The organism is Streptomyces sp. NPDC048696 (genome assembly GCF_043198895.1).
GTDB lineage: Bacteria > Actinomycetota > Actinomycetes > Streptomycetales > Streptomycetaceae > Streptomyces.
Genome location: NZ_JBICVJ010000006.1, coordinates 180,790 through 193,121, shown reverse-complemented (window position 1 = coordinate 193,121; position 12,332 = coordinate 180,790). Strand labels below are relative to the sequence as shown.

Annotated in this window: 15 protein-coding genes; 7 read left to right on the top strand and 8 right to left on the bottom strand. The window is 69.1% G+C overall.

Going from position 1 to position 12,332, the window contains the following annotated elements; translation table 11 throughout:
* Positions 1–55: 55 nt before the first annotated feature.
* The 5 genes from pucL to ACGFRG_RS14815 all read right to left on the bottom strand — a co-directional run bounded on the left by pucL (position 56) and on the right by ACGFRG_RS14815 (position 2,706).
* A complete protein-coding gene (pucL, locus tag ACGFRG_RS14835; protein ID WP_361419838.1) occupies positions 56–1,003 on the bottom strand; it encodes a factor-independent urate hydroxylase in 948 nt (315 codons plus the stop codon).
* Between the two features lie 5 nt (positions 1,004–1,008).
* Positions 1,009–1,398 (bottom strand): hydroxyisourate hydrolase, encoded by a 390-nt coding sequence (gene uraH, locus ACGFRG_RS14830; protein ID WP_361419841.1) that lies wholly within the window; start codon positions 1,396–1,398, stop codon positions 1,009–1,011.
* Positions 1,398–1,922 (bottom strand): 2-oxo-4-hydroxy-4-carboxy-5-ureidoimidazoline decarboxylase, encoded by a 525-nt coding sequence (gene uraD / locus ACGFRG_RS14825; RefSeq protein ID WP_393263974.1) that lies wholly within the window; start codon positions 1,920–1,922, stop codon positions 1,398–1,400. The genes uraH and uraD overlap by 1 nt, the downstream gene beginning before the upstream one ends.
* Positions 1,923–2,080: 158 nt before the next feature.
* Positions 2,081–2,458 (bottom strand): helix-turn-helix domain-containing protein, encoded by a 378-nt coding sequence (locus tag ACGFRG_RS14820; RefSeq protein WP_361419847.1) that lies wholly within the window; start codon positions 2,456–2,458, stop codon positions 2,081–2,083.
* Positions 2,455–2,706, bottom strand: a complete 252-nt coding sequence (locus tag ACGFRG_RS14815) for a hypothetical protein (RefSeq protein WP_188278773.1) — start codon at positions 2,704–2,706, stop codon at positions 2,455–2,457. Before ACGFRG_RS14815 ends, ACGFRG_RS14820 begins: the two co-directional genes overlap by 4 nt.
* Before the next feature lie 137 nt (positions 2,707–2,843).
* Between ACGFRG_RS14815 and ACGFRG_RS14810 the strand changes: the two genes are divergently transcribed.
* The 3 genes from ACGFRG_RS14810 (at position 2,844) to ACGFRG_RS14800 (ending at position 6,298) form a co-directional block, all read left to right on the top strand.
* A complete protein-coding gene (locus tag ACGFRG_RS14810; protein WP_393263972.1) occupies positions 2,844–3,677 on the top strand; it encodes a TIM barrel protein in 834 nt (277 codons plus the stop codon).
* A 70-nt stretch (positions 3,678–3,747) separates the two neighbouring features.
* The gene (locus ACGFRG_RS14805) at positions 3,748–4,638 is read left to right on the top strand and encodes a 2-hydroxy-3-oxopropionate reductase (RefSeq protein ID WP_361419854.1); all 891 of its coding nucleotides are present in this window, start codon (positions 3,748–3,750) and stop codon (positions 4,636–4,638) included.
* A 202-nt stretch (positions 4,639–4,840) separates the two neighbouring features.
* Positions 4,841–6,298 (top strand): catalase, encoded by a 1,458-nt coding sequence (locus tag ACGFRG_RS14800; RefSeq protein WP_361419857.1) that lies wholly within the window; start codon positions 4,841–4,843, stop codon positions 6,296–6,298.
* Between the two features lie 475 nt (positions 6,299–6,773).
* Here the strand turns inward: ACGFRG_RS14800 and ACGFRG_RS14795 are convergent, their stop codons facing one another.
* A complete protein-coding gene (locus ACGFRG_RS14795; protein ID WP_393263969.1) occupies positions 6,774–7,154 on the bottom strand; it encodes a hypothetical protein in 381 nt (126 codons plus the stop codon).
* Between the two features lie 397 nt (positions 7,155–7,551).
* Positions 7,552–8,094, bottom strand: a complete 543-nt coding sequence (locus ACGFRG_RS14790; RefSeq protein WP_393263967.1) for a flavoprotein — start codon at positions 8,092–8,094, stop codon at positions 7,552–7,554.
* Between the two features lie 132 nt (positions 8,095–8,226).
* On the opposite strand from ACGFRG_RS14790, the gene ACGFRG_RS14785 reads away from it, so the two are divergent.
* From ACGFRG_RS14785 to ACGFRG_RS14775, 3 genes are all read left to right on the top strand, one after another.
* Complete coding sequence (locus ACGFRG_RS14785; RefSeq protein ID WP_393263965.1) at positions 8,227–9,411, top strand: helix-turn-helix domain-containing protein; 1,185 nt, start codon at positions 8,227–8,229, stop codon at positions 9,409–9,411.
* 108 nt (positions 9,412–9,519) lie between these two features.
* The gene (locus tag ACGFRG_RS14780) at positions 9,520–9,882 is read left to right on the top strand and encodes a hypothetical protein (protein WP_393263963.1); all 363 of its coding nucleotides are present in this window, start codon (positions 9,520–9,522) and stop codon (positions 9,880–9,882) included.
* Positions 9,879–10,373, top strand: coding sequence for a hypothetical protein (locus ACGFRG_RS14775; protein WP_393263961.1), 495 nt, complete (start codon positions 9,879–9,881; stop codon positions 10,371–10,373). Before ACGFRG_RS14780 ends, ACGFRG_RS14775 begins: the two co-directional genes overlap by 4 nt.
* A 702-nt stretch (positions 10,374–11,075) precedes the next feature.
* On the opposite strand, the gene ACGFRG_RS14770 is transcribed toward ACGFRG_RS14775, so the two are convergent.
* The gene (locus tag ACGFRG_RS14770; RefSeq protein ID WP_393263959.1) at positions 11,076–11,420 is read right to left on the bottom strand and encodes a hypothetical protein; all 345 of its coding nucleotides are present in this window, start codon (positions 11,418–11,420) and stop codon (positions 11,076–11,078) included.
* Between the two features lie 438 nt (positions 11,421–11,858).
* Here ACGFRG_RS14770 and ACGFRG_RS14765 point away from each other — a divergent pair, with 438 nt between their 5' ends.
* Positions 11,859–12,278 (top strand): hypothetical protein, encoded by a 420-nt coding sequence (locus ACGFRG_RS14765; RefSeq protein WP_361419878.1) that lies wholly within the window; start codon positions 11,859–11,861, stop codon positions 12,276–12,278.
* The last annotated feature ends 54 nt before the right edge of the window (positions 12,279–12,332 follow it).

Genomic DNA, 12,332 nt, shown 5'->3' with positions numbered 1-12,332 from the left:
GTGCCGAGTGGGTGGAAAAGCGCCCCCGGGCGGCGGGGTCCGGGGGCGCTCCGCGTCAGAGGTTGGTCATGTCGACCGGGATGCGCGGCTCGACGCCGTCGCGCAGCACGGTGGCCTCGATCAGACCGTACGGGCGGTCGGCCGCGAAGTAGACCTCGTTGTCGTTCTTGAGCCCGAACGGCTCCAGGTCGACCAGGAAGTGGTGGTTGTTCGGCAGCGAGAAGCGGATCTCGTCGATCTCGCTGCGGCTGTTGATGACCCGCGAACCCATTTGGTAGAGGGTCTGCTGGAGCGAGAGCGAGTACGTCTCGGCGAAGGCCTGGAGTATGTGCTTCTTGGCCTGCTCGTACGACTTCTCCCAGTTGGGCATCCGGTCTTCGTCGCTGGTCCAGTTGTAACGCCAGGCGGCGGAGACGTCGGTGCACAGGATGCGGTCGTACGCCTCCTTCAGCGTCGTGTACTTGTCCTTGACGTAGCCCCAGAACTCCGAGTTGGTGGAGTTCATGACCGTGAGGTCCTTGAGACCGGAGATGATCTCCCAGTTCTCACCGTCGAAGGTGATCTGGGTGGTGCGCAGCTCCTGGCCCTTGCGGGCGAAGGAGTGCCGTACCTCGTCCGAGCCGATGAACTTGGAGTTGGCGTCCGAGGTGGCGATGCGCTCCCAGGTGTACTCCTCGATGCGGATGCGCGCCCGGTGGATCGGCTCCTGCGACGTCACGAAGTGACGGGCGAGGTGGATGCCGAACTGCTCGGCGGACTCGATGCCGTACTCCTTGGCGAAGGCGAACACCGTGTTCTTGGTGGTGTCCGTCGGCAGGACGTTCGCGTTCGAGCCGGAGTAGTGGACGTCGTCCATGTCGCCGGAGAGGGCGACCGAGACGTTCAGGTCCTTGATGTGGTGCGTGTCGCCGTCCCGCGTGATCTTGACGACGCGGTTCTCTGCTTTGCCGTACTGGTTCTGGCCGAGGATCACGGGGCGGGTGTGGCGGGAAATGTCAGTCATGTCTGCTAGCTCCCTCGGTAAACGGAGTAGCCGAACGGGTTGAGCAGCAGCGGTACGTGGAAGTGCTCGCCCGGCACGACGGCGAACGTGATCGCCACCTCCGGGAAGAACGCACCGCTGTCCCTTACGCGGGGGGCGTCCTGCTGCGCCTCGGCTTGCTTCTTGTCGAAGTAGGACTCGACCTCGAAGTCGAGTCGTACGTGGGTCGTGCCCTCCGGCAGCGCCGGCAGGTCCTTGCAGCGCCCGTCCGCGTCGGTCGCGGAGCCGCCGAGCGTCACCCATCCGGCGTCGCGGCCCGAGCGGGCGGCGAGCGAGACGGCGACGCCCTCGGCGGGGCGGCCGACGCTGGTGTCGAGGATGTGCGTCGACACCGACGCGGTGGTCGCGGTGCTCATCAGTTGGTGCCCTCTTCTTCCGCGGTTTCCACGAGACGGGTCAGCCGGATCCGGTTGATCTTCCCGAGTTCGGCGCGCACGATCTCGCGCTCCGCCTCGGCGGTGTTGCCGATCCTGGCCTTCATCGCGTCGCGCATCTGCTCACCGGTGGCCCCGGTGGCGCAGATCAGGAAGACATGGCCGAACCGGTCCTGGTAGGCCAGGTTGAGTTCGAGCATCTCGGCCTTGAGCTCCTCGGAGGCTCCGGCCATCCCCCGCTGTTCGCGGGCGGACGTCGGATCGCCCGGCTTCGGCCGCCCGATCGGCGGGTGCCCCGCCATCGCCTCCCGGAGGTCCGCCGCGTCCAGCTCGACCATGGCGGCGTCGCTGGCGGCGAAGAGCTCGTCGGCGGTGGCGTACGGGCGCTGGGCGAGCAGCTTGCTCCCCCATACCGAGCTGGCGCACACCTCGTGGAGCGCGGCGAGCGCCGTGCTGTCGTCGGAGGTGTTGAACCGGGCGAGGCCCGGCGTCGAGGTCGAAGTCACGAACGGCCTCCGTGGCCTTGGTGCTGGACGGGCTGCGGATAGCTAACGCCCTCGGAAACATCCCGTCAACACTTTGTTGAAAACTTGGAGCAACAAAAAGCCGCCGTCCCATTCGATGGACGGCGGCTCTGTGCACGAGGCTCCGTGGCGCGCCGCGCTCACTCGCCCTTGGCGGCGTTTTCCCTGTTCAGATAGTTGTACACGGTGAAGCGGCTCACCCCGAGCGCGGACGCGACGGTCTCCACCCCATGGCGTACGGAGAACGCGCCGCGCGCCTCAAGGGTCCGTACGACCGACTGCTTCGCCTTGCGGTCGAGCTCGGCCAGCGGCACGCCGTGGCGCCGCTCCATGGCGGCCAGGATGTGGTCCAGGGAGTCCGACAGCTGGGGCAGCCGGACCGCGACGACGTCCTCGCCCTCCCAGCTGAGCACCACGTCGTCGGGCTGGGCCTGGTCGGGCCCCAGTATCTCGGCGCCCATGGCGTCGACCAGCGGCTTGACGGCGGTGACCAGCGGGTGGTCGGCGGGCTCGGTCACTTCTCGCCCTCCCCCACCACGTTGACCTGGAGCGAGACGCGGGTGGCACCGGCCGCCAGGGACTTGCGCAGCAGCGCGTCGACGGCGGTCAGCACCTCGTCCGCGCCACCCTCGGCGGTGTTGCCGAAGGGGCCCACGTCCACGGCGTCGAGCGCCGCCGTCTGCAGGACCTCACGGGCGGCCACCGCGTGCGGGGGCGCCTCGTCCAGGTCGAAGGGCTCGGTCGTGAACTCCACTCTCAATCGCACGCGCACAACCTACTGCGCGGATTCGGCAATCCGGGAGGCCAATCGGACAGGGCCCCCTTGACAAGCTCGGCACTCTGCCTGCAACCTTCCATCAAGCAGAAAGTAACTTCCGCAATACGGAAGGAGCGCCGACCCTCATGGGATATTCGGACCAGCGCTTCGATGTGAACCTCTCGATCCTCTTCACGGAACTCCCGCTCCTGGAGCGCCCCGCGGCCGCCGCCGCGGCGGGCTTCACGGCGGTCGAGCTGTGGTGGCCCTGGATCGAAACCCCCACTCCGGCGCAGGCCGAGCTCGACGCCCTGAAGAAGGCGCTCGACGACGCCGGCACCCAGCTGGTGGGGCTGAACTTCTACGCGGGCGCCCTGCCGGGCCCCGACCGCGGAGCCCTCTCCGTACCCGGCGAGGAGTCGGACCGCTTCCGCGCCAACATCGAGGTCGCGGCGGACTTCGCCGCCTCGGTGGGCTGCAGGGCCCTCAACGCGCTGTACGGCAACCGCGTCGAGGGCGTGGACCCGCAGGTCCAGGACTCGCTCGCGCTGGAGAACCTGGTGCTCGCGGCCCGCGCGGCCGACCGCGTCGGCGCGATCCTCCTGGTCGAGACCCTGAACAAGCCGGAGTCGCCGCTGTACCCGCTGGTCAGCGCCCCGGCCGCGATCGAGGTCATCGACAAGGTGAACGCGGCGACCGGCCTCGGCAACGCCAAGTTCCTGCTCGACATCTACCACCTGTCGATGAACGGCGAGGACGTCGCCCAGGTCATCGAGGCGTACGCGGACAAGACCGGCCACGTACAGATCGCCGACAACCCGGGCCGCGGCGCCCCCGGCACCGGCTCGCTGCCTCTGGAGTCCCTGCTCGACCAGCTCGCCAAGGCGGGTTACGAGGGCTGGGTCGGCCTGGAGTACAAGGCCGCCGACGCCGCCGCGTCCTTCGCGTCGCTGCCGTCCGAGGCCCGCGCGGCGCGCTGAGGCTGAGGCAATGGGCTCAGCCGCCCCCTGAACTTCCTGACGCAACACCGCAGTTGAGAGAGGCCCCCCAATGAGCACCCTTCCCAAGATCGCATGGATCGGCCTCGGCATCATGGGCTCCCCCATGTCCGAGAACCTGATCAAGGCCGGTTACCCCGTCACCGGCTTCACCCTTGAGCAGGACAAGCTGGACCGTCTGGCCGCCGCCGGTGGCACCGCCGCCGCCTCGATCGCCGACGCGGTCAAGGACGCGGACGTCATCATCACGATGGTCCCGGCCTCCCCGCAGGTCGAGGCCATCGCGTACGGCGAGGCCGGCATCCTGGCGAACGCGAAGGCGGGCGCCCTGCTGATCGACATGTCGTCGATCACCCCGCAGACCTCCGTGGACCTGGCGAAGGCGGCGGCCGACAAGGGCGTGCGCGTCCTGGACGCCCCGGTCTCCGGCGGCGAGGCCGGCGCGATCGAGGCCGTGCTCTCCATCATGGTGGGTGGCGACAAGGCCGACTTCGACGAGGCCAAGGGCATCTTCGACGCGCTGGGCAAGACCATCGTGCTCTGCGGCCCGCACGGCTCCGGCCAGACGGTGAAGGCCGCCAACCAGCTCATCGTGGCGGTCAACATCCAGGCGTGCGCCGAAGCCGTGGTCTTCCTGGAGAAGTCCGGCGTGGACCTCACCGCGGCCCTGGACGTCCTCAACGGCGGTCTGGCCGGCTCGACCGTGCTGACCCGCAAGAAGGACAACTTCCTCAACCGCGACTTCGCGCCGGGCTTCCGTATCGACCTGCACCACAAGGACATGGGCATCGTCACCGACGCCGCCCGCAACGTCGGCGCGGCGCTCCCGGTCGGCGCGGTCGTGGCCCAGCTGGTCGCGTCGCTGCGCGCCCAGGGCGACGGCGGCCTGGACCACTCGGCGCTGCTGCGCGCGGTCGAGCGCCTGTCGGGCGCCCAGATCTGAGCCCCGGCCCGCCGATACGGGCGGGCCCCCTGACTTCCGGGCGGCGGTGGCGCTGACACCTGTCCTGTCGCGCCCAGGCGTCGCCGCCGCCCGGAACACCCCACTTCATTTTCAACAAACTGTTGACGTTCGCTTCGGGGCGTACCTACGCTCCTGACACCGCAGACCGTTCAGCAGTGCAGCTCCCGTACGGAAGGTCACGATGTCGAAGCGCGTGCTTACGACCGAGTCCGGCGCCCCCGTCGCCGACAACCAGAACTCCGCCACCGCCGGCGTCGGTGGCCCCATCCTCCTCCAGGACCAGCACCTGCTGGAGAAGCTCGCGCGCTTCAACCGTGAGCGGATCCCGGAGCGCGTGGTCCACGCCCGCGGCTCCGGCGCGTACGGCTACTTCGAGGTGACGGACGACGTCACCGGCTTCACGAAGGCCGACTTCCTCTCGCAGGTGGGTAAGCGCACCGAGACGTTCATCCGCTTCTCCACGGTGGCGGACTCGCTCGGCGGCGCGGACGCGGTCCGCGACCCGCGCGGCTTCGCGCTGAAGTTCTACACCGAGGACGGCAACTACGACCTCGTCGGCAACAACACGCCGGTGTTCTTCATCAAGGACCCGATCAAGTTCCCCGACTTCATCCACTCCCAGAAGCGCGACCCGTTCACGGGCAAGCAGGAGCCGGACAACGTCTGGGACTTCTGGGCGCACGCCCCCGAGGCGACGCACCAGATCACCTGGCTGATGGGCGACCGCGGCATCCCGGCGTCGTACCGCCACATGAACGGCTACGGCTCGCACACCTACCAGTGGACGAACGAGGCGGGCGAGGCCTTCTTCGTGAAGTACCACTTCAAGACCAACCAGGGCATCCGCAGCCTGTCGTCCGAGCAGGCGGCCGAGTTGGTCGGCAAGGACGCGAACAGCCACCAGACCGACCTCCTCCAGGCGATCGAGCGCGGCGTGAACCCGTCCTGGACGCTGTACGTGCAGGTCATGCCGGCGGCCGAGGCTGCCGACTACCGCTTCAACCCGTTCGACCTGACGAAGGTGTGGCCGCACAGCGACTACCCGCTGCAGCGCGTGGGCCGCCTGGTCCTGGACCGCAACCCGGACAACGTGTTCGCCGAGGTCGAGCAGGCGGCGTTCTCCCCGAACAACTTCGTTCCGGGCATCGGCCCCTCCCCCGACAAGATGCTCCAGGGCCGCCTGTTCGCGTACGCGGACGCGCACCGCTACCGCCTGGGCGTCAACCACACGCAGCTGCCGGTGAACGCGCCCAAGGCGACGGTCGCGGACAACTACGGCCGGGACGGCTACATGGCGACGCGCAACGGCCGCCGCACCGACAAGAACTACGAGCCGAACTCGTACGCGGGCCCGTCGCAGACGGACGCGGCCCTGTCGGCCCCGCTCGCGATCGCGGGCTGGACGGGCACGCACGCCGCCCCGACCCACGTGAAGGACGACGACTTCTTCCAGGCGGGCGAGCTGTACCGGCTGATGTCGGACGACGAGAAGTCCCGCCTGATCGCCAACATCGCGGGCGGCCTGTCCCAGGTGACCCGCGACGACGTGATCGAGAAGAACCTGGCCCACTTCCACGCCGCGGACGCCGAGTACGGCAAGCGCGTGGAGGAGGCGGTCCGCGCCCTGCGCGAGGACTGAGCGGGTTCGTTTCATGAGACCGCGCGAGGAATCTGACGGGAGGTCACATTCCCCGCGCAGTCCGGACCGCCGGCCCGATGAGGGGTGGCCGGCGGCCCCGGACGGGCCGAGGATCGCGGCGGCATTTCGTGATGCCAGTGCGGTGGTCAAGGTCGTCCCCGCCCCCTTCTTGACCTGAAGGAAGGGAGCGCCGGGGCCGAACCAATCACTGGCCGCCGCGATCCCGGACGCCCATTTACCCCTCTCCACAAGACTCCGCCCGGCGGCGCGAACGTCCTGTCGCGCCAGCCTCGTTCCGTCGGGCGGCCACCACTTCACAGCCAGGGCGCTGGGTTCGGTTTACGGTCCCGAATCGAGCGCTCGATGATCAAGGCTTCACCTGGACGTTGTCCGGGTGGAGCCTTGATCGTTTTTAAGCCCGTGGGGCAGTTGAGCCTTGAATGCTGTCACTCTCCGCACTCAGTCGCGACGGTCGTCACCAGATCCACATCGCTCGCGCGTCAGTCTGACCTCTCCCGTCAACGCCGATCAGATGGGCCGCCTCGGGACCCACGCGCGAAGCCTGGTCCAACGGGATGGCAAAGCGGTGCTCTCCGAAGTCCACCGCGAGGAGCCGGTCCGCGAGCAGCTCGTAGTCGTCGACGGTCTTGCCGATGAAGGAGCGCATGAGCTCTAGGGATCCCGGCGCGGGGAAGTGCCATCCGCGGCAGCCATAGAGGCCGAAGGGGGTGCTGAGTGCCCGCAAGACCGGCCCGTCGAAGTGCAGCTCGACCCAATCGCGCACGAAGCAGAGGGCGCTCACCTCCCGCCCCAGAAGCAGCCGGAGGGGGTCACTCGACTCGTCGACGATGGTCACGGGCTCATGCTGCCAGACGCTCCCGCTCCAGCAGGCTCGGCCTCCTGCGCCCATCACCGAAGGTCTGCATGGAGATTTGGCGCGCCCCCTGACGGGGTCTGCTACAAGGCAGGGCACCACGATCACGACGCTGCCCCGGTGATGGTGAGCCTGCAACAGGCCGGCGCAGGACACCGACACCGGACAGGGGTGCGGGGTGGAGGGGGCGCTCCCGTGGTGCGCGTCGCCGAGCCCGTGCTGCACGCCGAGTACACGCTGGTGCCGCCCGAGCCGCTGCGGGACGCACGTATCACGCGTCTCGCCGGGTTCGTCGGCGATCTGCTGGCCGAGTACGCGCGGGCGGCCGGACTGCCGTACGAAGGTGGGGACGCGGTTCGGGCGGAACGGGGCCTCTTCGTCATGTGCCGGCAGCCCGCGCGGCTTCCAGGGCCAGGTGCCACGGGTATGCCTCCGGCCGCCCCTGCCCAGGCTGGTTGGGCACGAATCCGCCCTCGCCGTACAACACGGTCACGCCGGCTCCACGCAGTGTCTCCACCGATCGGTCGAACGCCGGATGCTGGACATATGCCGCATTGACGCAGGGCATCGTGACCATGGGGATGCCCTTGCCGATCCCTTCGGCCACCACCCCCACCACGAAGGCCGTGGTCAGCCCGAGCGCCCAAGCGTTGATCGAATTGAAGGTGGCCGGCGCGAAGAGGATCACGTCCGCCTTCGGCCACACGTCCGGTTCCCCGGGCCGCTTGTAGTCGCATCGCACCGGATGACCGGTCAGAGCCGCGAGCCCCTCCAGGCTCTCCTCCAGCCACCGAGCCGCAGTCGGCGTGAGCCCTAGGCACACGTCCCAGCCGTCCGCCTGGGCCTCCTCAATCACCCGCGCCACGTCGAAGACCGGCGGAGCGGCCGAGCAGAGCAGATACAGGGTTCGAGACGTCGTCATGGGTCCATCCCATCGCGCCTGATCGATCACATGCAACCGCCCCCGCACCGGGTGGAAGCGGGGCGGAGCAGGCACCAACGCGCGGAAGCGCGAGTACCGTTCCAGATGACGAGTCAGGAACTGGAGACCGGTATGCCGACACTGGACGACGACCACACCGGCGCGCGTATCAAAGAGCAGCGACGACTCGCCCGTCTCACTCAGCGGCAACTCGCAGCGATGATCCCGTACTCGTACAGCCTGCTGAACCAGGTCGAATGCGGGGCTCGCGCGGCCACGGTCGACTTCACTGCGGCTTGTGCACGCGCTCTGCGGATCGACGTCACCGTCCTGACGGGACAACCCTACGTGACCGAACTTCAGCAAGACCGGCTGGCCAACCTCGTGCGTCCCATCCGCGAGGCCCTTGATCTGTACGACCTCGGTGCCAGTGACGTCCTCACCGCCCGGCCTGCCGCGCAGTTGGTGGCCGCCGCCGACCAGCTGTGTGCTGAGGTCCGCGCCACCCACCTGCGCAACGCTGCCACCCTGCTGCCCGATGTCATCGCCGAGCTGACGAGTGCCGCCTGGCGCACACCCACGACGGAGCTGTGGCAGGCTCTTGCCTCGGCGTTTCGCACCGCCCACGACGTGACTGTGAAACTCGGCTACTACGATCTGAGCTCTGTGGCCCTTGACCGCATGGACTGGGCGGCCCACCGGGCATCCGATCCGTGTCTCGCCGCTGTGCGCCAGTACATGCGCGCCCTCGTCTACTTCCGCGAGGGCGAGTACACGATCGGGCAGCGCCTCATCACGTCCGGGCACGGCATTGTCGGCCAGGCAGACGGCACACGCGAATCCCTCGCGGTGGCCGGCCAGTTGCATCTCGGCGCATCGGTCATCGCGGCCCGGGCCGACGACGAGAACGCGGTGAAGCAGCACATCGCCGAGGCGAAGGCGTACGCCCGGCGCACCGGAGACGCCTCGGACGTGCACTGGCTGTCGTTCGGCCCCACCAACATCGCGCTGCACCGCATGTCAGCTGCCGTCGAGATGCACCAGTACGACGACGCGCTGAAGCAGGCCCGTAAGGTCAGACTTCCCGCCAGCCTGGCAACGTCCCGCCGCGCTCACTTCTACATCGACCGAGCCCGGTCGGAGATGGAGACGGGACGCGCCTCAGCCGCCCTGGCTTCGATCGTGAAGGCCCGCCGCGCAGCCCCCGAACAGACTCGATATCACCCTGGCGCCCGCGAGACCATCACGGGCCTGGTCCATATCTCCCGCCGTACACCCGACACCCTCGGCCACATGGCCACATGGATCGGGCTCTGACGCTCACTCACCACCTCGACCCCGCTCACAAATCTGTGAGCGTTGTGGCCAATCTCCCTTGTCTGGCTGGGCATTGAACCCAATCAGCCGACGACAGGGACTGAACCCGTGTTCGCCATCCCCATCGGAACAGGCAGGGGCGACAGTCGCGTACCCGTCGCCCTGTACGCCTGCATCTCAGACGGCAGCGACCCCGACGCAGCGCTCAACACGCTGCGCGAGTACGCCACGGCACAGCCGTGGACCGTGACGGCCGCGCTGTACGACATTGGCCCGCTGGACCGCGCGAAGGACCAGCGCCCCGGCCTGGTGCGCGTACTGCGCCTCATGGAGGACGGGCGGGTCAGCGGAGTGGTGACGCCGTCGGCAGCCCACTTCGCCGTCGCGCTCCCGCTCCGCAGCCGCGCGTCCGCCGCGTTCATCCGCTACCTCCAGGCCGTCGAGGGCACTGCCGAGGTGGTGTCACCGTGATCGACCAGGCCGGAGCCGCCATCACCAACTGGCTCGCCTCAGCCCACGACACACCGACTCGGGCCCGGCGGGAGTTCGACGTGGGCATCGCTCTCGTGCCGACCGGCACCAAGTTCGACGCGATCCGTCTGCCTGCCCCCGTCGTCCACGCTGCCGCAGGCAGCTCAGCCCCCGAGGCCGTCGTCGCGTTCCTCGCCGAGGGCCTGAAGGTCGGAGCGGTCATCCACGACGCGTACGGCGTCGGCGTCTGGTACTACGCCCTCGTCCCGCCTGGCACGTACGACCACTGGCGGGTGCCCGGGGTAGAGTGCCTGGCGCCGGGGACGTGGCTGGGGGTGCCGCGGCTCGATTTCCTGTCACGGCCCGGCCCGCACTGGGCTCTCCCGCCGCGCGCCGTGGGCAGCGTCTGCGACGCCCGCGCTGTGGCCGCCCTCGTACTGCGTGGGCGAGACCGACTGGACGTCGTCCCAGGCGCGGAGCGGACGCTATGAGCCTCCGCTCGGTGATCCGCTACGCGGAGTGGATGCTGGGTCCGGACCGGACGCCCGGCGCCCTGACTCCGGTGTACCTGATGGAGTGAATGACCTGCCTCGACCACGTCCGAGCCCTCCGACGCTCCGCAGGGCCCGGAGGATTGGGCGATCCGGCACACTGCCCGGCAGCACGGCCACAAGAAATTCCGGGCTCTGCTGTCGTCGTTCGTCCGGGTCACCCCGGCCCGGGCAACCCGCTGCACGAGGAGCCCGATCCCGGTGACCGCCCGCCCCCGGATAGTTGGGCGCCCCGGGGGCGGGTGCCCGTCTCGGCCGCTCCAGTCGCCGGCGCGGCTGGGCGCGTCCTGACGGGGAGCGCGATGCGATCCCGGGCAATGCGCCGGCAACTGCCCTCAATGCGGAGCCATCGTCGGAGCCCCGCCGGGCGGGCAGACTCCCCCGCATCAGGCGCAGGGGAGTCGCGAGATGTGCCCGGGTAGCGGCGCGCCTGCTGTCCAGGCCGGCCGTTGACCGCCCGCCCTCGGATGGACTGGGCACCCCGGGGACGGGTGCTCATCTCGGTCGCCCCAGTCGCTGGAGCGGCCGGGGCAGCGAGCCGGATCACAGACCGTAGGCAACTCCAAGATCGGCAGAAGACCGCCCGCCGTACCGCCGCTCCGACGCGTCACCACCTACCGGCGGACGCCCTTCGTCGCCAGTTCAGTAGTACATGAACGTCGGGATCAGGCCGCCGCCGCTGGCATTCGGTATCGTCACCAGCCCGCCGGCAGCGACGCCCCTGCTGTTCGCGACGTTGACCACGTCGTAGACCGAGCCGTAGTTGCCCATCCAGTGCCACGAGGCGTCATCCTTCCGAGCCTTGCAGGCGCTGACGAGCTGGATGCCCTCCTTGGCAGTGAGAACCTGGTCGGCCCGCGGCGTGTAGCAGCCGGCGTTCGGCGTTGTCGGCGCCTTCGGCGCGGGTGCGGCGGAAGCCGGAATCGCAAGGCCGATCAGCATTGCCGCGGGCGCGGCCGCGATGGCGAGGGTGCGAAGTCGCTTCATGGTTGACCTCCCTGGCTGGCCACCTGTCTCGGAACCGAGATCTTGACCGACCGTAGGTCGCCGGATGCGGTACCGCCATTCGGGTGCGTCCATTCGGGTGATGGTGAGGCGTCGATGCCGCTCCTGTTCGATCCACCGGCGGGTCCGGTCCAGGTCGTCACGATCCGCTTGCGGCCGCCCCTCCGATACCGGCCACACCACAGTGGCCGAGTCGGGCCCTCCCGCATGCCGACGGCGGCGTGCCGGGCTAACGTCACTGTCTCGTGAGGCGCCGTAGCGCCGACGGTGACCACCTGAGCACCGGTGAAGGGCGCGATGGCCGCCCTCACCAGTTCGGGGCGTTCGACCGCAAAGGTCACCATTTGGGCTTGGATGCAGGCCAAGCTGATCCTTGGGCACCGAGCCCGTTGTGCCCGGTCCGATCGACCTTGGGGAATCATGAAGACATCGAAGTACCGTGCCGTTCCGCTGGCTGTAGGGCTGGCGCTGGCCACGGGCGCCGCTGCCGTGCCGGCGGCCGCCCAGTCCCACCTGGCCGCCGCCCAGCGGGTGGTGCTGACCAACGCGGACAACGGCCGGAGCCTGGCCCTGGCGGCCGGGGACGACGTCGACGTCAAGCTCACCGGCTACCGCAGTCAAGGGCTCAACTACACCTGGAGCGTTCCGCAGTCCAGCGCCCCCGACGTGCTCCGGCGCACGGCCGGCGGCACCACGCCGACGGGCAGCGCCAGCGGAGTCCTCCACGCGGAGCACCTCGGCACCACCACGATCACCGCAACGCGCCACTGCCGCCCCGACCCGGGCCGCATCTGCCCTGGGGCCGTCCTGCTGTGGAAGGTCACGGCCGAGGTGAAGTGAGGCGGCATCGATCGCCGACCTCTTCGGAACGCCTTTGACCAGGACCGCAAAGAC